Raw genomic sequence first — 19,919 nt, forward strand, 5'->3', positions numbered from 1 at the left:
AACGGCGGCAACGCCGGGAACGGCGGCAGCCCCGCATTCACCACCGCGTTAATCGCCGCGGTGATATCCGCACCCAAATTGGGCAACGCCGGCAAGGTGAACGGCGGCAACGCCGGGAACGGCGGCAACGCGGGGAACGGCGGCAGCGTGAACGTCGGCAACCCCGGCAACGTGAACGGCGGCAGCGTGAACGGCGGCAGGCCGGCATTAACCACCGCGTTGATCGCCGCGGTGATATCCGCACCCAAGTTGGGCAGCGCCGGCAACGGCGGCAGGGTGAACGGCGGCAACGCCGGGAACGGCGGCAGCGTGAACGTCGGCAACCCCGGCAACGTGAACGGCGGCAGCGTGAACGGCGGCAACGCCGGGAACGGCGGCAGACCGGCATTAACCACCGCATTGATCGCCGCGGTGATATCCGCCCCCAAGTTCGGCAGCGCCGGCAGCGGCGGCAACGCGAAACCGGGCAGCCCCGGCGGCGGGAACGCCGGCAGACCCGGCAGACCCGGCAGACCCGGCAGGGCCGGCAACCCCGGCAACCCCAGGTTCAATGTGGTGTTGAGCATCGCGGTGATATCCGCGCCCAAGTTGGCCTGGAGACCGGCCAGTCCGGCGCTCAAGCCGGTCAGGCTGGAAAGCCCGGTTCCAAGGTTAGTTCCGATACTGGTCGCCAGGGCACCACCGGTCTGAGCCAGGGTCAACAGGCCACCGTTCACGTCCGCTGCCAACGCGGTGCCCAGCGTGCCAAGGCCCGAGAGGCTGCCGCCGAGGTTGACCGACAGCGCGAGGTTGAAACTGTCGCTGAGCGCGGAGACGTCGGCGCTCAGGCTGGCCGCCAGGCCGGCCAGTCCCGTACTGAAGTCGATGCCCAGCGCCGGGGCGGCGGCCGCCATGGTCTGGACAACACTGGCTTCCGCCGCCGCGTAGGTACCCGCGCCCGCCGTCAGGGCCTCGACGAACGTGTTGTGAAAGCTAGCGGCGGCCGCACTCAATTGCTGGTAACCCACGGCGTGTTGGGAGAACAGCTCCGCGATGGCAGTCGAAACCTCATCGGCGGCGGCCGGCAGCACGCCGGTTGTGGCCGCCGCGGCCGCCACGTTCGCCGAACCTATTGTCGAACCGATATTTGCGAGATTCGACGCCGCGTCGGCGATAAATTCCGGCCCTGCAATCAGAAACGACATGTGCGCCTCCCCGACTCACGAAATCCCACCCGATATCCCCACGCCCGACGTGCAGGACCGTTTCAATTCGGAGCGTAACGCTATCCCTAAGCGAAAATATTCATTTGCATTTACGAGGCACGCAAAAGGTCGCTGTCCATAAAAGACGCGTCGTAATCATCCGAATCGGTTAAATCGCTATGAATTTCGCGAACTGAAAACAGATGTTTTCGCTTAATCACGCGTACGAATTTCAGGGCCCCGTCTTGATCCACTGGCCCGCGTCGCCGACGGTGCCCACCGGAACCGCACCGGTGAGACTGACGTTCTGCACGCTCGGGCCGGCGGCCACGATGGTGGTGTCCTGCAGGATGGGCAGAACCGTCGACATATTCCATATGCGTGGCTCGACGGCGGTGATGACGTCGTTGATGCTCTTGGTGCCGTTGAGGGCGGCGTCGATGTTCGACTGGATGCTGCGGTCGCAGATTCCGGTGAGGTTCGACGGCGCCTGCACCAAGGCGCCGGGCTCGGGCGGCCGGGTGGGCGACGTCTGGGTCGGTGTCGTGGCCGGGGTGGGCGGCCCGGCGGACGGCGGCGGCCCGACGGCCGTGGTCGCCGCCGCATTGGAGGTCGACACCTGGGTGGTCTGCAACGCCGGGCAGCCGTAACGGGAGGCGAGCAGCGTCGCCAGGTTTCCGCCGGCCTTATGCCAGCCGACGATCGCGTCGACTTGATTGTTGTTCAGCGCGTCGCGATAGAGGGAGACGGGATCGAGCGCCAGCACCGTCGCGGCGATCCCGACGTTGCGCAGTTGGTCGGCCGCCGTGTTGGCGACCGCCACCGAGGTCGGGTCGTTAGCCGCGACGCCGATGACCAGCGAAAGCTGTTGTCCGTCTTTGCTTATGCGGCCGCGGACGACCTCCGGCGGGGCGGTGCTCGCCGGCGTCGGCGTCGGTGACGCCGAGTTGCCCTCGATCGTATAGCCCGCGCCGGACAGCAGCGCCAGCGCCGCCGGCGTCGTCATCGAGGGCGGGGCGGTGGGCTCGTAGCCCGGGTCGCTCGGCGAGCGGATCTGCGCCTGGTCGAGCGTGACGGTGTTGTCGCTGCCCGCTCCCACCGCCGCCAGCAGGTCGACGTCGAGCAACCCGAGGATCGCCTTGCGCACCTGGGTGTCCGACAGCTTGGGTTCGTTCGCGCGCAACGTGAGCTGCATGACGCGGGGAGTCACGATGCGGGCGGTGCGCACGTCGGGAATCGCGGACAGTTGGGCGAACGCGGCCGAACCGCCGTGGACCTGGGCGACCTGCGTGTCGCCGTTACGGACCGAGTCGGCCAGGGCCGCCGGCGCGCCGGCGCGGCGGAACAGGATGAGCGCTGGCTTGGCGGGCGGCCCCCAGTAGCGGTCGTTGCGTGCGATCAGGATTTCGTCGCGCTGGGGGTCGATGCTCTCCACCCGGAACTGGCCGGCCGTGACCGGCAGCGCCCGGGCCAGTCCGGCCGCGAAGCCGCCCGGCACGTCCTTGACGATATGCGCCGGAAGGATGTTGTTGAACAGCTCCTTCCAGGCCGGGTACGGCTGACTGAACGTCACCACCGCCTGCTTGCCACCCTCGAGCGACTGCACCCCGGTGATGAGGTCGTAGCCGGCGGGGTCGACCACGCCGGGCTGGCTGACCATTTGGCGCCACAGGTACCAGAAGTCGTCGGCGGCGATTGGGGCGTTGTCGGTCCACTGCGCCTCCGGCCGGATCTTGTAGGTGATCGTGAACGGGTTCTGGTTGGTCACCTCGGCCGACACCAACAGCGTCGGATCCATCTCCCAGCGCGACCCCGTCGGCGAGTTCGCATCGGGCACCGGGCGGAACGCGCTGGGCAGCACCAGCGCGCTGATCGCCGCGTTGACGGGCGACAGGTCGGACAGCAGGTGTGGGTTGAATCCGGCTCCGATCGAGTCGATGCCCACGATGATCTGGCTGACCCGCGGCGGCGGGGGCGCCGAATTGTGCGGGGTGTCGGTGCTCTGCGGCGCGGGCGGTGGGTTCACCGTGCACGCCGCCAGCATCAGCCCGGCGAGCGAGAGCAGCACGCCGACCGTCGTGAGCAGGCGACGGGCTGGTCTCGGCACGCCGATCAGCGTATCGAGCAGCTGCCCGGCAGCCCGCCCAAGCACGCGCGATTAACCCCGGGCCTTGGCCCGCGCGCGGCTGCGGGCCCGCATGGTGGCGTCCAGCTCGACCTTGCGGACCCGGACGATCTCCGGGGTCACCTCGACGCACTCGTCCTGCGCGCAGAATTCCATCGCCTGTTCCAGGTCGAGCTCGAGCGGCTTGGCCAGGGTCTCGATGACGTCGGCGGTCGACGACCGCATGTTCGTGAGCTTCTTCTCCCGCGTGACGTTGATGTCGAGATCCTCTGCGCGCGGGTTGATTCCGACGACCATGCCCTCGTAAGTGTCCTGGCCGGGCTCGACGAAGAACTGGCCGCGGTCGGCGAGCTGAATCAGCGCGAACGGCGTGATGGTGCCCGCGCGGTCGGAGACCAGCGACCCGGTGTGGCGCGCCCGGATCTCCCCCGCCCAGGGCCGGTAGCCGTCGAACACGGCGTTGGCGATGCCGGTGCCCCGCGTGATGGTCAGAAAGTCGGTGCGGAAGCCGATCAGGCCGCGGCTCGGGACGATGAAGTCCATGCGGACCCAGCCGGCCGCGTGGTTGGTCATCTCCTCCATGCGGCCCTTGCGGGCGGCCATCAGCTGGGTGATCGCGCCGACGAATTCCTCGGGGCAGTCGATCGTCATCGCCTCGAAGGGCTCGTGCAGCTTGCCGTCGATCGTGCGGGTGACCACCTGCGGCTTGCCCACCGTGAGCTCGAAACCCTCGCGGCGCATCTGCTCGACGAGTACCGCCAGCGCCAGCTCACCGCGGCCCTGCACCTCCCAGGCGTCGGGCGCGCCGATGTCGACGACCCGGATGCTCACATTGCCGACGAGCTCCTGGTCAAGGCGGTTGCGTACCATGCGGGCGGTCAGCTTGTGCCCCGACACCTTGCCGGCCAGCGGCGACGTGTTGGTACCGATCGTCACCGAGATGGCGGGCTCGTCGACCGTGATCCGTGGCAGCGCGTGGGCGTGGTCGGGGTCGGCCAGGGTGTCGCCGATCATGATCTCCGGGAGGCCGGCCACGGCCACGATGTCACCGGCGACCGCCTCGTCGGTGGCGCTGCGTTCGACGCCCTCGGTCGCGAGCAATTCGGTGATCTTGGCGCTGGTGATGACGGGCAGGCCGTCGACCTCACGCATCCACGCGACCTGCTGGCCCTTGCGGATCTTCCCGTTGTAGATGCGGATCAGCGCGAGCCGGCCCAGGAACGCCGACGCGTCGAGGTTGGTGACCAGGGCCTGCAGCGGCGCCTCGGGATCACCGGACGGCGGCGGGATGTGCTCCATGAGCACGTCGAACAACGGATCCAGGTTGCTGCCGTCGGGCACCTGCCCGTCCGCTGGCTGTGTGGTGCTCGCGATCCCCGCGCGCCCCGATGCGTACAGCGTCGGCAGGCCCAACGCGTGCTCGGCGGCCTTGGCGGCCTCGTCGTCGAGGTCGGAGGCGACGTCGAGCAGCAGGTCGTGGCTGGCCTCCACCACGTCGGCGATGCGGGCGTCGGGCCGGTCGGTCTTGTTGACGACGAGGATGACGGGCAGGTGGGCGGTCAGCGCCTTGCGCAGCACAAAACGCGTCTGCGGCAGCGGCCCCTCGGACGCGTCTACCAGCAGCAGGACGCCGTCCACCATGGACAGCCCACGTTCGACCTCCCCCCCGAAGTCGGCGTGGCCGGGGGTGTCGATGACGTTGATGACCGTCACGGACCCGTCCGGGTGATGCCGGTGCACGGCCGTGTTCTTGGCCAGGATGGTGATGCCCTTTTCTTTCTCGAGGTCACCGCTGTCCATGATGCGTTCCTGGGTGTCGTCACCGCGGTGCGTCAACGCGCCGGACTGCCGCAGCATCGCGTCGACCAGGGTGGTTTTGCCGTGGTCGACGTGGGCGACGATGGCGACGTTGCGGAAAGACACGTCGGTGATTGTTTCAGCGGGGGCCTCAGATAGCGAACCGGCAGGTGCCGGGCGGCCGGGCTGCTCGAGTGTGCGGTGACGGCGTCGCTCGTGTACTGGTGGCGGCGCGCCTCGGCGTGTCGCCGCCCAGCGTTCACACTCGACGCCCAGGCGGGCGCGCCCTACGGCCCTTCCCGAAGCGCCCGGCGGAGGTCCGCGAGCCAACCCCGATCGGCGGGCACCCAGTCGACATCGTCCAGTTCCGCGGCCGTCACCCACCGCAAAGCCCGGTGGTCATGGGCCTGCGGCTCCCCGCGCACCAACCGCACGCGATAGGCCCGCAGGGTCGTCACGTCGTTCAAGGGGACATCGTCGCCGAGCCGTCCGCCGACCTCGACGCCGTCATCGGCGAGCCCCAGTTCCTCGGCGAGCTCACGGGCCAGCGCCCGGGGCTCGGTCTCGCCGGCCGCGACCTTGCCGCCCGGAAGCTCCCAGCGGCCGGCCAGCTCGGGCGGCCTGTCGCGCTGCGCCACCAGCAGGGTCGAGTCTCGGATCACCGCTCCGGCGACGACGATCTGCGTCGGCATGGCCAGTGACGCTATACGTGCCGGCCGCCGGGACATACGGTGAGCAGCTCCGTGGCGGACGTCCCGTGGATGTCATCGCGCGATCGACAGCCGGTTAGACACCGTTGCGCACAGATCTTTCAGGCCTTCTGGCTATGCCGCCCCGGCCGTGGTGGCTGAATGTCAAACGCTCCGGCCTCGGGCGACATATTTATCCTGGTCCCGATCGACAGGGGCAGCCGCATCGTGCGGGTGACTGAAGCCGCCGTGCGACAACACAAGGCGAACGAGGTAGGCAAGCGCGCTGGCGCCGAACATGAACGCAATGAGCAACAACCAGCGACCGAGAAAGGGCTGCTGGGATTGTCCGGTGGCGGCCGAGTAGGTCCCAGCGCCCTGCCTCACTATGCCGGGCCAGAAGATCAGGAACGTCAGTCCCGACGCCAGTGCCGGTATCCGCACGTGATTGCGGGCCGAAACTGGGAGTCGGCCCTGCCGTCGAGATCGACGAGCCGCCGAGCCCAAGAGCCGGTCGGCGAGGGCATATAGCGGGAACAACACGAGATCATGGAGGAGAACGGCCGCGGCGAGCCAGACGGCGATGGATTGCCACCACGCTCCAGGATTCCACAGCGCCGCCAGTTTGAAGGTGACAACGGTGTAGCCGGCCAGCGCAAAACCGGCGACCATGGTCAACAGGTGTAGCGGGTGCGAGCCGTAGAACTTGCGCAGCCGCAGCAGTAGCGCAGACATCTCAGACCGCCTGGAAGTCAATGGAACTCACCCATTTGGTGTTGTGTACCCCCGGCAGTGCGGGCACGATGGTCCGCGCAGGGTAACCATGGTCCAGCGAAAGGTCGACTCCGTTCACGCGCAGCGCCAAGAGTGCGTCCGGGCTACGCACCTCGTTTGCCTGCAACGCTGCGCGGCTGTAATCCCCGATTCTGTCCTCGGTGCGTTGCTGCAGCGATTGCACACGAGCCGAGAGCGGCGCTGGCACACCGGCGACCGTGGCCAGGTCGGCTAGTCGCACTCCGCTCCAGGTCTGGACCGTCGACCAGCCCTGGACGCAACTGATCGGCAGGCGCACGGTGTGCTGCGGCATGGCGGCCAGCGCGGCACGGTCAAGCACCACAGGCTTGGGTCCCCCGGTCAGCGTAAGTCGCCACGTGGCGTCGACCGCCGCAGCGTCGATCCCGGCGGAAGCGGCGGTCTTGTTGATCGGGAAGTCGTTGGGGCCGCCGGCACGGGTACGACCGTGCGGCAGGAACAGAACCGTCTCGCGGCCGGCGCCGCCGATGGCTTGCCCGGCGGTCAGTATGGCCACACCCAACGCGCCTGCGCCGACCAGCGCCAGAGCACCGCGGCGACTAACCGCAGCCGGCGCAGGGTCCTCCGCCACCAACCCGTCGGGGCCACGCGGCTCGGGGCGGGTATCGCTGCGACTGGTGCGCAACACCTTTCGCATCGACATTGACCGAAGGCCACGCACCATCTTCGGTAGCTTGAGCGTGACGTGCATCAAGAAACCGGCGATGAACACCCACGCTCCGAAGTAATGCGCGGTGTGCCACGGGAACCAGAAGAGAAAATCGTATTGAATGAACAGCAGCCCGGTGACGATCTCGAAGAGGATTCCGCCAACCAACATCACCACCGAAACGCGTTCCACCAATTGGGCGATCGAGCGGGCCGGCGGCCACGCGAAAAGTCGCGGCATCACCGACCACAATTTGGCGATCACCACGGGTATCAACACCAAGCCGAGGCCCACATGTAGACCCTGTGTCAACCGGTAGAGCCACACCGGACGAGACGGCCAGTCGAAGGTCGGCAGCTTCAGCCAACCCACATCGGCGGGAAGAGCCTGCCCCAACTTGGGCGCATATGCGACATACGACAAGAGTCCGGTGACGACCACGATCGGCAACCCGATCAGCAACACTGCGCCGAAAACCGAGGTGAGCCACGGGCCGCGCAGCGGGCTTCGCCAATGCCGTCGCAGGCTCCTAGCGGCCGTACCAAGGCGGTCCAGGCGCCGCCACACCCGGGCGGGAAAGCCGTAGCCTCCCGAGTCGCTCGGGAGCTCGGACTCGAGCCGCTCGGTGGTCTTGGGCCCGTCGGACGCCATCAGTCAGAATCCGACCGTCAGATCGCGCGCAGCACCGCCGCGCGGCCCTTCACACGAAGCTTTTCCATACGGGAGTCCCGCAGTTGGTGAATGCGTTCACGCATCTGCTCGCCGAGTTCTTCAAGCATCTGATCACTCAATTCCACTGGCGGAGGGCATAAATCCCGTTCCTCCTCGTCGGCATGAGCATCCAACACGGCGACGAAGGCCTGCCATTGACCTTCGTACCGACTGTGCGTCGGCGAGGTGCGCAGCAGCGCCGTTAACTGGTCCCACACCTGCCGATGCTCGGCGTGGGCGATGGCCACCAGTTCGCTCGCCGCGGAAACGGCTGGATAGAAAAGGTCATCTTCGATGCGCATGTGGATATCCAGCTCGACCAGCAGCTCGTCGAGCACCTCTTGGCCCCGGCTGGAACCCGGGGGTCCCGCCGATATCTCCTTGCACAGGCCACGCAGCTGGTTGTGGTGCTCGAAGAGCACTTCGAAGGCGTTCATCGGGCACCTCCATCGGCCGCAGTGACCGTCCCGCGGACCTCGACGATGCCGGCACGCACACGAGTCGGATAGCGCGGCAGCGCAGCCGTCGCCGGACCACGCACCACGTCGCCCGTATAGCACTCGAAATACGACCCGTGCCAAGGGCATACGATGCGGCCGCGATCAATCCAGCCATCCGACATCGGCGCTCCCAAATGGGGGCAGTGCTCACCGACGGCGAAGACCTGCCCACCGTTGCGGTACACAACCACGCCCACTCCGGCCAAGTCCACGCGCTGCGGACGCCCATCCAATGCCGCGAGTGGCAGTGCCGGTGTCCACGCGTCCGACTTCAGTCGGGCACCGGAGCGATCCACCCCGATCCCCGCCCCAAAGACCAGCGCGCCGCCCAAATACCCACTGGCCAGGGAGATCCCATAACCAAGCGCAGTGGCAGCGATGCCACGCAAATGGCGGCCGCGGCCGCGATCCCACCACGACGCCACGTACAGTCCCGTCGCCGCCACGTTCAACGCCCCATGGATCAAACCGATGCGACGTGAATGCTCGTGGGTGTGCTGCCAATCAGTCACACCAGTGCAGGCCGCGCCCACGCTCCCGGCGATGCCCAGACCAAGCGCAAGACGCGACGCTTCGCGCAGTGCGGCTTTGTCGCCGGGCAAAAGACTGACCGCGTCCAGTGCCACCGCTGTCCCGATCGCTCCGGTGGGTACCGCCGTCAACGCCGGATGTAGCGGATGACCGAGCCAGGTGCCGTGCAGCGCGTTGCTCACTCGATCGCGATACCGCCCGCAGGAGGCGAACACCAGTGTGAGGACGTGTTCGAGACGATAACTTGGCCGATCGAGCCAAACTTGGCGTCCCAATGTTTGGACTATGCGATTTCCTTTAGTGCGGATTCGAGCGTCCGTGTGACGTGATGGCGTACTCACGGCATCCCTCCTTGGGTGACCGATCTGCGCCAGCGAAATTGCGGATGTGCAGTAGCCATGTCGATTTGCCATAGCGATGTCGCAGGACCAGCTGGCGCCCGGCTCGTTAAGGTTCCCTACTAGGTCTACGAAAGCCGCCGCCAATCCGTTCAAAGCGACACGCTTATCGAATGGTGAACCTGCGCTCCGGCCGTATGCTGGTGCATATGGCTGTGTTATCGGATGACGAGGTCGACGCCGCCCTGCCGGAGCTCAACGGATGGGAGCGCGCCGAGGGCGCCCTTCGCCGGTCCATCAAGTTCCCGGCGTTCCTCGCCGGCATCGACGCCGTGCGTCGCGTGGCCGAGCACGCCGAGAGCAAGGATCACCATCCCGACATCGATATTCGTTGGCGCACAGTGACTTTCGCGCTCGTCACGCACTCCGAGGGCGGCATCACCGATAAGGATGTGGCGATGGCACGCGACATCAACGACATCGTCGGGACGTAGCGACTCGGGCGGCTAAGCGGCCGTAACGCCGGCATCGTGCTCGGCTCGCCGGCCGGCGACTGCGATCCACAGCAATGTCGCCATCGCCGCGACGATGTAGACCAGGCCGGCCCATGCCAGATACCACGGCCGGCTGATCTGCCAGATCGTCGGTTGGGCGAAGCTGAGCAACCACGGCACGCCCACGAGGGTCAGCGCCAGCCACCCCCAACCCACCGTCCGCGCGCCGGGCAGACCGCGCACCGGCCCGTGAATGGCCCACATCATCAGCGGCACCAGCCACACCCAGTGGTGCGTCCACGAGATGGGCGACAGCAGCAGCCCGAACAATTCGACCACCAGCAACCTGCCCAGCCGGTCGGAGTCGTCCAGCGCCCGCCACGCCAGGACCGCCAGCACGGCGGTGACGGCGAGGGCCGCCAGAACCGGCGGACCGTAACCGGCGTCGTGGCCGAGGATGCGCGAAATCCCGCCCCGCCACGACTGATTGAACGAGGTGGCGATCGGCCCGACGCGGTGGGCGTCGCCCAACAGCTTCGTGAAGTAGTAGCGGGTCTGGTCGCCGACGACCACGACCGAGAGCGCGATGGTGGCGGCAAAGACGGCGGCCGAGCAGACCGCCGCGCCCCAGCGCCGCATGCCGACCAGGTACAGGCCGGCGATGGCCGGGGTGAGCTTGATGCCGGCGGCCAGGCCGACCAGCGACCCCGACAGCCACCACCGCGCGCTGTAGGCCGCCCACAGGACGGCGAGCATCAGCAACACGTTGATCTGCCCGTAGTCGAATGTGCTGCGCAGCGGCTCGATCCAGATGGTGACCGCCGTCCACAGCATCGCGGCGCGCCGATCGTCAGCGCCCATGAGCCGCTGGCTGAGGCGGACCGCGCCGTACAGCGCGCCGAAGGTGGCGATCTGCCACAGGAAGGCCACGAGCCCGAACGGCAGCACATGCAGGGGGTAGAAGACCACGGCCGCGAAGGGCGGATAGGTGAAGGGGAGCGGAAAGTCCGGGGTCTGCTCGGCGTAGACGTAGCTGTAAAGGGTGCCGGGATGGTCGAGTGCCGCCGCGCCGCCGAGGTAGACGTGCAGGTCGACGAAGTTCGCGCCGTGGGGGGTCAGGTAGGTCCAGGCGAGTCGCGCGGCGATGCTGGCGGCCAGCAACAGCGGCGCGGCGGCCGCGAGCCGCCGGGATCGGGGTGGCGCCGCGCCGGCCTGGGTGGTGTCTATCCGCCCGACTTTAGCGATTCGGCCGGGCGGGACGGTCGAGCGCGGCGGCCGTGGCGTCCGGTCACCGCCGTCATTCGAAGCGGTAACGATCGAATAAATGCCACACGTGTCACTTGAGTCACACCAGCATCAAAGTAGCTTCGGCCAGGGACCAGTCGTCGACAACCAGGGAGAGTCATGCCAACCATTTGGACTTACGTGCGAGCAGCCGCCGTCGTAGTCGGTTCGTCCGCCGCACTATTGACGGGCGGAATCGCCCACGCCGACCCAGTGCCGGCTCCGCCGGTGCCGAACATTCCGCAGCAGCTGATCAGCTCCGCGGCCAACGCACCTCAAATCCTGCAGAATCTCGCCACCGCGCTGGGGGCGACGCCGCCCGCCGCGCCGGCGACCCCGGGCATCAGCTTCCCGGGCGTGCCGTCCGCCGCCGCACCCGCGGCACCCACGGCTGGCATCCCCTCGATCCCGGGCCTGACGCCTCCCGCGGCACCCGCCGCGCCGACGGCGACGTCCGGTCTGCAGAACATGTTGCCCGGGCTGTTGGGGCAGGCGCCGGCGGCGCCCGCCACGCCGGCCGCTCCGGCCGCTCCGTCGATTCCGGGCCTTCCGGCGATCCCGGGGTTGTCGACCCCGCCCGCGCCGGCGACACCGCCCGCCCCTCAGATGCCGCAGGCGAAGGTCGACATGCCGGCGCTTCCTGGCAACCTGGGGGCCAACGTTCCCGCGCAGCTGACGCTGCCGCAGGACCTCACGGCGCTGGCCACCGGCCAGGCTCCGGCCGCACCGGCGGCGCCGGCAGCGGCGGCGGCCAGCCCGGCGGGGCCGATGGCGCCGCTCCTTTCCGCCATCCCCTGATCGACCGCCAAGACAGCTAAGCCACTACCCAGGACCGGAGGAATTCGTGGCAATCACTTGGAATCTGTCCAAAGGTTTGGCCGCTGTCGTCACGGCGTCGGCTGCCGCGCTCGGGATGTGCCCGAGCGCGGCGGCCGACCCGGCGGCGCCGCAGCCTAACACCGCCCAACAAATGCCTGGACTGCCGGCGCTCTCCGAACTGAGCCCGATCATTCAGCAGGCCGCCAGCAACCCAGGGCAGGCGACCCAGCTGCTCATGGCCGCCGCGCAAGCCTTCGCCCACAGCCCGACGGCGCCGTCGGAATCAAAAAGCGTTGCGGCGAACGTCAATCAGTTCGTGCAGGCACCCGGATCGCCGGCGGGCGTGACGTCGCCGGACGCGGGACCGGTGCCGCACGTGCCGCCCGCCGAGCTGGCGGCCGGCGGGCAGGCGCACCTGCCGACCGGTGTGGACCCGGCCCACGCGGCGGGTCCCCCGCCCGTTGCCGCCCCGACGGCAACCGCCGCCCCCGCCGCCGCGCCCGCACCGGCGCCGGAAGTTCCGCAGCGGGTCGCGGCGCCCGTCGCCGCACCGGCACCCGAGGTCCCACAGCCGGTCGCGGCACCCGCTCCGGCTCCGGCACCGGCCCCGGACGGTGCCGCACCGGCCGCCGCTCCGGGGTTCGGCCCTGACGCGCCGCCGACTCAGGACTTCATGTATCCCTCGATCGGCACCAACTGCCTTGCGGATGGCACGAGTTCGATCGCGACGGCCCTGTCGGTGGCCGGCCCGGCCAAGATCCCGACTCCGGGACCCGGCCCCGGCCAGACCGCCTACGTGTTCACGGCCGTCGGCACCCCCGGCCCCGCCGAGGTGCAGAAGCTGCCGCTGAATGTCACCTGGGTCAACCTGACCACCGGCAAGTCGGGCACGGTTGCGCTCAAGCCGCGCACCGACATCAACGGCGACGGCCCGACGACGCTGACCGCGATCGCCGACACCGGCTCGGGCAGCATCATGTCGACGATCTTCGGTCAGGTGACCACCAAGGAACGGCAGTGCCAGTTCATGCCCACCATCGGTTCGACGGTGGTGCCCTAAAGGTCCGAGACCACATCACGTCGGCGCGCGTGTCCATCGGCACGCGCGCCGTCGTCAGTACGCCATGAAGAGGATTGCGTCGCGGTCGTACTCGAGGCCGGGGTGAACGCTCGCGAGATGCGCCTGGGTCAGTTCGACCAGTTCGTCCTCGTCCTTGCCGACGATGGCCTCCCCGCACGGACACGTTATGTGTGTCTTCACGTTGCCGCCTTTCCCTTCGCTTTCATCTGCGTCTTATACGACCGCACCTGCCCCAGCGACTCGTCGTCGACGATGTCCGCGACCGAAAGGTGGGAGCCCGGGCGGCCGAAGTCCCCCGCGGCCTCCCGCCAGCCTTCGGGCGTCACCCCGTATTGCTTGCCCAGCAGCGCCAGGAAGATCCGCGCCTTCTGCTCGCCGAACCCCGGAAGACCCTTCAGCCGCCGCAGCAGTTCCTTCCCGTCGGGCTCGCCCGCGGTCCACAGACGCGACGCGTCGCCGTCGTACTGGTCGACGATGATCCGCGCGAGCGCCTGGATGCGCTTGGCCATTGATCCCGGAAAGCGATGCACCGCAGGCCTTTCCGAGCACAGCGCGGCGAATTTGTCCGGGTCGTAGTCGGCGATCTCGGCGGCGTCCAGGCCGCCCATCCGGTCCGCGATCTTCTTCGGACCCGCGAACGCGGTCTCCAGCGGCACCTGTTGATCCAGGAGCATGCCGACCAGCAACGCGAACGGGTCGTCGTCGAGCAGCGCATCGGCTTCGGGATCTTGCGCGAGCCACAGTTTCACCGTCAAACGGCCCTCCTTTCGCTCAACACCCTACGACCGGAGACCGGCGCACCACCACAGCGTTATCGTGGCGCGGTGGTCGATGACGCCAGACTGCGGAAGATGCTGACCCGAGACGAACTTGATCGCCTCGTCAATGCCTACTGCCGGGCCGTCGACCGCGCCGACTACGAGGCCCTGCGCGACCTCTACCACCCCGGCGCGACCGATTCGCACGGCTCGTTCTCGTCGGGCGGCGTCGAGGAGTTCATCACGCAGCTACGGGCCGCGGAACCGTATGTGCGTGTCTCCCAACACAACATCACCACGACGAACTTCGTGATCGAGGACGAGAAGGCCCGCGGCGAAATCTACTGCCTGGTGTTTCACACCTTCGCCGGCCCGGACCACGACGTCGACGTCATCATCGGCGGCCGGTACCTCGATGAATACGTCCAACACGAAGGCCACTGGAAGTTCGGCCGGCGCACCATCGTGGCGGACTGGGCCTACCGGAACGACCCGTCACGGGTGGACTTCGGGCACCCCAGCACCCGGGGAAGCCTGCGCGGCGAAGCGGGCCAGGCCGATCCTTCGGTCGACTGGTTCGCTTGAGGCGCAGTAAGTGCCATCCTTTCCCCATGAGCATTGACGGCGAACCGGGTGCGGAACGCCAATTCGTGGCATCGGCGACGGTCTATTCGCCGATCTGGGAGAAAATGACCGGCAAGCGGGCGACCATCGTGATCCAGGTCGTGTTCTGGGCGGTCGTCATCTTTTTCGTGTCGCGGATGTTTATGCGCGCGGAAGGCCGTCATCCTTTCCCGGCGATCAGCGGGCGCGCGATCGCAGTGGGCATGCTGGCGGGGCTGGCGGTTCTCAGCGTCGTTGTGTGCGCCTATTTGCTCTGGCGATGGCGCCTCAACTACCCGATCACCGTCACCACCGAGGGGCTCGCCATCGGCGGCCGACGAGGCGTCTACTCCCTCGACGACGCCGAACTTGGCATCTGGGTCGATTCGGGAGTGGCCCTACATCTGCACCGCGGCCGTCGCCGCTTTCTTCTCGGGGGCCGAGACCGTCGGGTCGGGCCGTCGACACCACTGAATGCGCCGCCCGTGCGACTCGTCGACGCGTGGCTCCCGGAGCACGACTTCGATCGACTTCTCTCGATGAGCGCCCGCTGGAGCGGGCCGACCGCGCGGGCACCCGCTCCGGGGGACCCGACCCGTTGTCAGCTGTTTCCCAATTCGGGCTTGATTCAACAGATGGGACCGTTCGCATTCCTGAAAAAGCAACGACTCATGCGATCACTTTCCGACATCCAATTGTTCGTCGACGTCGACAATGACTCGATCCGGGTGCTCGACCCGAATACCAATGCGCTCAACGGCTCGGCCGCTTTGTCGCACGTCACCGCCAGGGTGTCGACCTACCAATTGTCGGCGGGCCATGCGTTCGCGTCGGCGGAAACCGTGGTGGGCGACGCCGTCGGCGAGTACTTCTCCGCGATGCCGACAATGACCCTGGGCGTCGCGGGCATGCAGCCGCTGAGCATCGGGTGCAGGGACTTCGCCGGGGTTCGGCGCCGATTCTGGTGGCGCGGCGACGTGCCCGTTACCAGCGATCCCCCGGCCTACACGGTGTCGGCCGCCGACTGGCTGACGCTCGTGGAGCGACTGGGGTTGACCCACTACCTGATGGAGAGCGGCGCCGAAAGATGAACTGCCGCAGCCTTATCCGCTCTTGCGGCGGAACTCCCGACGGCCTTCCACCGGCCCGTGCGCCCGGGACTGCTTGCCGCCGGCGTCCTTGTGGTCGGATCCGCCCGACGAATGCGCCTTCTTGCGGTCGAGCGCCTCTTTGAACTTGCGCTTGGTGTCGTCCTCGGGCGCCGACTCGGAAGACTTCGATTCAGCCATAGCGGCAGCCTAGCCCCTACCGCATGCCGGGGGGCATGCCATAAATGTGGGCGATCGGCAGCGTCAGGACCACCCGCCGGTCGGTGACCATCGCCTGCCGGTAGTCGTCCCAATCCGGATGCTCTCCGGCGATGTTGCGGTACAGCGCGATCAGGGCTTCGACCGTGTCGTCGTCCGGCGCCGCCGCGGGCGGGGTGAGCTCGGCGGTGCCTTCGGCCACGGCGTAGGACCAGCCGTCGTCGGCGTCCACCAGGATCGAGGCCCGCGGGTCCCGGCGCAGGTTGCGCGTCTTGGCCCGCGGCTCGGTGACCGAGACCTGGATCAGCAGATTGCGGGGGTCGAAGTAGTACTGCACGTTCGACAGCTGCGGGCGCCCGTCCCGTTTGATCGTGGCCAGCACGCCGAGCGAATTCCCGCTGATCACGGCCAACAGTTTGTCGTCGAACACTTGGCGTCCCATGGGCAGAGCCTACGTCCCGCGTCCCGCGTCCCCTCCCCGGAGGCCGACCTGATGGAATCGGGGGCATGACCCGATACGTGGCCTTCCTGCGCGGCGTCAACGTCGGCGGCGTCAACCTGAAGATGGCCGAGGTGGCGCGGGCACTCACCGATGCCGGGTTCGGCGAGGTCCGCACCGTCCTCGCGACCGGCAATGTGCTGCTCGAGTCGTCCGCCAAGGCCGCCACCGTACGCAAGAAGGCCGAAACGGCGTTGCGCGACGCGTTCGGATACGACGCCTGGGTACTCGTGTACGACGTCGAATCGGTGCGCGACATCGACGAGGCCTACCCGTTCGAACGCGAGGTCGACGGGTACCAGTCCTACGTCACGTTCGTCGCCAACGCCGCGGTGCTCGACGAACTGGCCGCCCTGGCCGCCGACGCCGGCCCGGACGAGAAGGTCCAAAAAGGCGCGGGCGTGGTGTATTGGCAGGTGCCCAAGGGCGGCACGCTGGACAGCACGATCGGCAAGACGATGGGCAAACCGCGCTACAAGTCGTCGACCACTACCCGCAACCTGCGGACACTGGCGAAAGTGTTGCGGTGAACCGGCACAGCGTCGTGCTGAGCGGGGTGTCCGAAACCGCGCTGCTGACCCTGCACGCCCGCGCCTGCGAGGCCCGTCGGGACAATCCCGTCCTCGACGATCCGATGGCGGTCGCGCTGCACGACTCGATCGACTTCGACTTCGCGAAGTTCGGCCCCACCCGGCAGGACATCGCGTTGCGCGCCCGGCTTTTCGACACGCAAATCCTGGCGTATCTCGAGGATCACCCGGCGGCGACGGTGGTGGCGCTGGCCGAGGGCCTGCAGACCACCTTCTGGCGGCTCGACGCCGCGCTGCCCGACGGCCGATTCCGTTGGCTGACGGTCGATTTGCCGCCCATCGTCGATGTCCGAACCCGGCTGCTGCCCGCTTCACCGCGCATTTCGGTGTGCGCCCAGTCAGCCCTGGACTTCGACTGGATGACATCGGTGGACGCCTCACAGGGAGTCATCGTCACCGCCGAGGGCCTGCTGATGTACCTGCAGCCCGAGCAGGCGCTGGGGCTGATCGCCGCGTGCGCCAAGGCGTTTCCCGGCGGCCGGATGCTGTTAGACCTGCCGCCGGCGTGGTTCGCCCGCGTCAGCCGGTTTGGGGCGCTGCGAACTTCGTTGCGCTACAAGGTGCCCCCGATGCCGTTCAGCCTGTCGCCGCGCCAGGCCGCGGACCTGGCGCACACCGTGCCCGGCGTGCGCGCGGTCCGCGATCTGCGGTTGCCCCCGGGACGCGGGCCCGTGTTCAACACCGCGGTGTCGGCGGTCTACCGGATACCCGCCCTCGATTCGCTGCGGCCGTGCCTGACGCTGCTGGAGTTCGGCTAGGCGCGATCGCCGCGCCGCGCTCGCGATCGCCGCTAGGCGCCGGGGTCCTCGTCCGGCACCTCGGCGACGTAGCGCAGGGCGTCGGCCTTCTCGACTCCCAGCCCGTGGGCAACCCGGAGGTACTCGCGGGCCGCGGCCGCCATCGCGGCGTCGGTCGGGTCGTAGCGGGCAACGAAAGTGCCCAACCGGCCGCGGGTTTCGATGATGGCCGCCGACTCCAGCTCGCGGTACGCCCGGGCCACGGTGTTAGCGGCCACCCCCAGCTGGCCGGCGAGCTCGCGCACCGTCGGCAGACGGGCGCCGGGCGGCAGCGTGCCCTCCCGGACACCGTCGATCACCTGAGTCCTGAGCTGGTCGAACAGCGGTTTGCCCGCCTTCATGTCGACCCGCAGCCAGTCGCGAAGCTCCACCCAACCAGTATCACCCAGTCACGACTATCTTTGTGGGATGCGAGTAACGGTGCTGAGCGGCGCGGGAATCTCCGCCGAGAGCGGCGTGCCGACCTTTCGGGACGACAAGAACGGACTGTGGGCCCGGTTCGACCCCTACGAGCTGTCCAGCACCCAAGGGTGGCGCGACAACCCGGAGCGGGTATGGGGCTGGTACCTGTGGCGTCATTACCTCGTCTCCAAGGTCGAGCCCAACGAGGGGCACCGCGCAATCGCCAGCTGGCAGCGGCACGTCGATGTCAGCGTGATCACCCAAAACGTCGACGACCTGCACGAGCGCGCGGGCAGCGTGCCGGTGCATCACCTGCACGGGAGCCTTTTCGAATTCCGTTGTGACCGTTGCGGTTTGCCCTATTCGGGCATGCTCCCGGAAATGCCCGAGCCGGCGCTGGAGGTGGAGCCCCCAGTATGCCACTGCGGCGGGCTGATCCGCCCCGACATCGTGTGGTTCGGTGAACCACTGCCCGACGAGCCGTGGCAGCGGGCGGTCGAAGCGACCGAATCCGCCGACGTCATGGTGGTGGTCGGGACCTCGGCGATCGTGTATCCCGCGGCCGGACTGCCCGAACTGGCGCTTTCACGCGGCATACCCGTCGTCGAGGTCAACCCGGAGGTGACGCCGCTTTCCCGGAGCGCCACCATCAGCGTGCGGGAGACCGCCAGCCAGGCGCTGCCCGAGTTGCTGCAGCGCCTGCCGGCGATGCTGAGCTAACCGAGTCTGCGCACAGATCGGGGTTCGTCCACAGAAACGCACGCTGGGCGCAGTTTCGATGAGGCGTTGTCCCCCGATTCGGCGATGCTGCCGCGGTGGACGAGCCGTTCATCGGCAGCGAAGCTCTGGCGGAGGGATCGCTGAGGCCGCATCAGCTCCGGTCGCGGTTCCGTGCCGTGTTCCCCAACGTCTACGTGCCGCGCGATCGTCAGGTGAGTTTTTGTGATCGCGCCGTGGCGGCGTGGCTCTGGTCGCACCGGCGGGGAGTGCTCGCGGGGTTGACCGCGGCCGCCTGGCACGGGTCGAGATGGGTGGACGAGGACACGCCGGTGGAGTTGGTGTTCTCGAACGCGCGACCGCCTGCGGGGATACGCACCTACGACATGCGGCTGTCCCCGGACGAGTTCCAGGAGAGGCGAGGCATTCCGGTGACAACGCCTGCGCGTACGGCGTTCGACATCGGCAGGCGCGCGACGACGGGTGTCGCCGTCGCCCACCTCGACGCCCTCATGCGAGCCACCGGCGTCGCGGTGCACGACATCGCCCTCGTCGCCGACCGGCACCGTGGCGCGCGGGGGCTTCGACAACTGGAGACGGCGCTCGACTTGGTGGACGCCGGTTCCCAGTCGCCCAAGGAAACCTGGTTGCGACTGCTGCTGATTCGCGCCGGCCTGCCGCGGCCCATAACCCAGATTCCCGTTCTGATCCCGGACGGCACCGCGAAGTATTACCTCGACATGGGGTGGCCGGACCTCATGGTCGCTGCCGAGTACGACGGCGAGCAACACCGGCTGGACCCGTGGCAATACCGCAAGGACATCCGTCGATGGGAGGCGCTGGACCGAGTGGGCTGGATCGTCATCCGGGTGCTCGCGGCGGATCAGCCGTCGGAGATCGTCCGTCGCGTCCGCGACGCGCTCGACTTTCGCGCGTCGAGCCTGCGGTGAGCGCGCCGACCCTGAGCCCAGATCGTGAAATTGCGCGAAATCACGCGCTGGGCGCAGTCTCGGCATCGTTCGCCGCCGCGCTCAGCGCTCTCGCCTGAGGTCCGTCGCGTCCGCGACGCGCTCGACTTTCGCGCGTCGAGCCTGCGGTGAGCGCGCCGAGCCTGAGCCCAGGTCGAGGAATTGCGCGAAATGACGCGCTGGGCGCAGACTCAGCGCGGCCAGCGCAGACTCAGCGCGGCCAGCGCAGACTCGGCGCGGCCAGCGCAGACTCGGCGCGGCAA

Annotated in this window: 23 protein-coding genes; 9 read left to right on the top strand and 14 right to left on the bottom strand. The window is 68.1% G+C overall.

Features of this window, described 5'->3' with window-relative positions:
- The 8 genes from GPY60_RS27560 to GPY60_RS17965 form a co-directional block, all read right to left on the bottom strand.
- The coding region (locus tag GPY60_RS27560) for a PE family protein (protein ID WP_304610717.1) at nt 1-1,184 on the bottom strand (1,184 nt) is incomplete at its 3' end.
- A 232-nt stretch (nt 1,185-1,416) separates the two neighbouring features.
- Nucleotides 1,417-3,297: an ABC transporter family substrate-binding protein gene (locus tag GPY60_RS17935; protein ID WP_197283726.1), complete on the bottom strand. Its 1,881-nt coding sequence runs from the start codon at nt 3,295-3,297 to the stop codon at nt 1,417-1,419.
- A gap of 45 nt (nt 3,298-3,342) precedes the next feature.
- Nucleotides 3,343-5,232, bottom strand: a complete 1,890-nt coding sequence (typA, locus tag GPY60_RS17940) for a translational GTPase TypA (protein ID WP_156689043.1) — start codon at nt 5,230-5,232, stop codon at nt 3,343-3,345.
- A gap of 161 nt (nt 5,233-5,393) precedes the next feature.
- Entirely contained in the window at nt 5,394-5,798 is a 405-nt protein-coding gene (locus GPY60_RS17945) for a (deoxy)nucleoside triphosphate pyrophosphohydrolase (protein ID WP_156689044.1), read from the bottom strand.
- A gap of 162 nt (nt 5,799-5,960) precedes the next feature.
- Nucleotides 5,961-6,530, bottom strand: a complete 570-nt coding sequence (locus GPY60_RS17950) for a hypothetical protein (protein ID WP_231639707.1) — start codon at nt 6,528-6,530, stop codon at nt 5,961-5,963.
- 1 nt (nt 6,531) lies between these two features.
- Nucleotides 6,532-7,908, bottom strand: a complete 1,377-nt coding sequence (locus tag GPY60_RS17955) for a molybdopterin-dependent oxidoreductase (RefSeq protein ID WP_156689045.1) — start codon at nt 7,906-7,908, stop codon at nt 6,532-6,534.
- A 17-nt stretch (nt 7,909-7,925) separates the two neighbouring features.
- Entirely contained in the window at nt 7,926-8,405 is a 480-nt protein-coding gene (locus tag GPY60_RS17960; protein ID WP_156689046.1) for a hemerythrin domain-containing protein, read from the bottom strand.
- Nucleotides 8,402-9,307 (bottom strand): Rieske 2Fe-2S domain-containing protein, encoded by a 906-nt coding sequence (locus GPY60_RS17965; RefSeq protein WP_231639710.1) that lies wholly within the window; start codon nt 9,305-9,307, stop codon nt 8,402-8,404. Before GPY60_RS17965 ends, GPY60_RS17960 begins: the two co-directional genes overlap by 4 nt.
- Nucleotides 9,308-9,546: 239 nt before the next feature.
- Between GPY60_RS17965 and GPY60_RS17970 the strand changes: the two genes are divergently transcribed.
- Nucleotides 9,547-9,831 (top strand): 4a-hydroxytetrahydrobiopterin dehydratase, encoded by a 285-nt coding sequence (locus GPY60_RS17970; RefSeq protein WP_156689086.1) that lies wholly within the window; start codon nt 9,547-9,549, stop codon nt 9,829-9,831.
- Between the two features lie 12 nt (nt 9,832-9,843).
- Here GPY60_RS17970 and GPY60_RS17975 read toward each other — a convergent pair whose 3' ends face one another.
- On the bottom strand, nt 9,844-11,076 hold the full coding sequence (locus tag GPY60_RS17975; RefSeq protein WP_156689047.1) for a mannosyltransferase: 1,233 nt from the start codon (nt 11,074-11,076) through the stop codon (nt 9,844-9,846).
- A gap of 159 nt (nt 11,077-11,235) precedes the next feature.
- On the opposite strand from GPY60_RS17975, the gene GPY60_RS17980 reads away from it, so the two are divergent.
- Nucleotides 11,236-11,913: a hypothetical protein gene (locus GPY60_RS17980; protein WP_197283722.1), complete on the top strand. Its 678-nt coding sequence runs from the start codon at nt 11,236-11,238 to the stop codon at nt 11,911-11,913.
- Between the two features lie 46 nt (nt 11,914-11,959).
- Complete coding sequence (locus GPY60_RS17985) at nt 11,960-12,994, top strand: Rv1157c family protein (RefSeq protein WP_156689048.1); 1,035 nt, start codon at nt 11,960-11,962, stop codon at nt 12,992-12,994.
- 54 nt (nt 12,995-13,048) lie between these two features.
- Here GPY60_RS17985 and GPY60_RS17990 read toward each other — a convergent pair whose 3' ends face one another.
- Both GPY60_RS17990 and GPY60_RS17995 read right to left on the bottom strand, forming a co-directional pair.
- Nucleotides 13,049-13,195 carry a hypothetical protein gene (locus GPY60_RS17990; protein ID WP_003875447.1) on the bottom strand — a complete coding sequence of 49 codons (147 nt, stop codon included), beginning with the start codon at nt 13,193-13,195 and terminating at the stop codon, nt 13,049-13,051.
- A complete protein-coding gene (locus GPY60_RS17995) occupies nt 13,192-13,764 on the bottom strand; it encodes an HhH-GPD-type base excision DNA repair protein (protein WP_156689088.1) in 573 nt (190 codons plus the stop codon). The genes GPY60_RS17990 and GPY60_RS17995 overlap by 4 nt, the downstream gene beginning before the upstream one ends.
- Before the next feature lie 102 nt (nt 13,765-13,866).
- Between GPY60_RS17995 and GPY60_RS18000 the strand changes: the two genes are divergently transcribed.
- Together GPY60_RS18000 and GPY60_RS18005 are read left to right on the top strand one after the other, a co-directional pair.
- Nucleotides 13,867-14,358: a nuclear transport factor 2 family protein gene (locus GPY60_RS18000; protein WP_156689049.1), complete on the top strand. Its 492-nt coding sequence runs from the start codon at nt 13,867-13,869 to the stop codon at nt 14,356-14,358.
- 26 nt (nt 14,359-14,384) lie between these two features.
- Nucleotides 14,385-15,467 carry a hypothetical protein gene (locus GPY60_RS18005; RefSeq protein ID WP_156689050.1) on the top strand — a complete coding sequence of 361 codons (1,083 nt, stop codon included), beginning with the start codon at nt 14,385-14,387 and terminating at the stop codon, nt 15,465-15,467.
- A gap of 12 nt (nt 15,468-15,479) precedes the next feature.
- Here the strand turns inward: GPY60_RS18005 and GPY60_RS18010 are convergent, their stop codons facing one another.
- Nucleotides 15,480-15,665 carry a DUF5302 domain-containing protein gene (locus tag GPY60_RS18010; protein WP_156689051.1) on the bottom strand — a complete coding sequence of 62 codons (186 nt, stop codon included), beginning with the start codon at nt 15,663-15,665 and terminating at the stop codon, nt 15,480-15,482.
- Between the two features lie 16 nt (nt 15,666-15,681).
- Nucleotides 15,682-16,125, bottom strand: coding sequence for a PPOX class F420-dependent oxidoreductase (locus GPY60_RS18015; RefSeq protein WP_156689052.1), 444 nt, complete (start codon nt 16,123-16,125; stop codon nt 15,682-15,684).
- Between the two features lie 65 nt (nt 16,126-16,190).
- Here GPY60_RS18015 and GPY60_RS18020 point away from each other — a divergent pair, with 65 nt between their 5' ends.
- Together GPY60_RS18020 and GPY60_RS18025 are read left to right on the top strand one after the other, a co-directional pair.
- The gene (locus tag GPY60_RS18020; RefSeq protein WP_156689053.1) at nt 16,191-16,712 is read left to right on the top strand and encodes a DUF1697 domain-containing protein; all 522 of its coding nucleotides are present in this window, start codon (nt 16,191-16,193) and stop codon (nt 16,710-16,712) included.
- Nucleotides 16,709-17,530 (top strand): class I SAM-dependent methyltransferase, encoded by an 822-nt coding sequence (locus GPY60_RS18025; protein WP_156689054.1) that lies wholly within the window; start codon nt 16,709-16,711, stop codon nt 17,528-17,530. The genes GPY60_RS18020 and GPY60_RS18025 overlap by 4 nt, the downstream gene beginning before the upstream one ends.
- 32 nt (nt 17,531-17,562) lie before the next feature.
- Here the strand turns inward: GPY60_RS18025 and GPY60_RS18030 are convergent, their stop codons facing one another.
- Nucleotides 17,563-17,940 carry a GntR family transcriptional regulator gene (locus tag GPY60_RS18030; RefSeq protein WP_156689055.1) on the bottom strand — a complete coding sequence of 126 codons (378 nt, stop codon included), beginning with the start codon at nt 17,938-17,940 and terminating at the stop codon, nt 17,563-17,565.
- A 37-nt stretch (nt 17,941-17,977) separates the two neighbouring features.
- On the opposite strand from GPY60_RS18030, the gene GPY60_RS18035 reads away from it, so the two are divergent.
- Nucleotides 17,978-18,691 carry an SIR2 family NAD-dependent protein deacylase gene (locus tag GPY60_RS18035; protein WP_156689056.1) on the top strand — a complete coding sequence of 238 codons (714 nt, stop codon included), beginning with the start codon at nt 17,978-17,980 and terminating at the stop codon, nt 18,689-18,691.
- Nucleotides 18,692-18,786: 95 nt separating this feature from the next.
- Nucleotides 18,787-19,638, top strand: coding sequence for a hypothetical protein (locus GPY60_RS18040; RefSeq protein ID WP_156689057.1), 852 nt, complete (start codon nt 18,787-18,789; stop codon nt 19,636-19,638).
- Nucleotides 19,639-19,919 lie beyond the last annotated feature (281 nt).

The sequence above is a fragment of the Mycobacterium sp. Marseille-P9652 genome (genome assembly GCF_902652685.1).
Lineage (GTDB): Bacteria > Actinomycetota > Actinomycetes > Mycobacteriales > Mycobacteriaceae > Mycobacterium.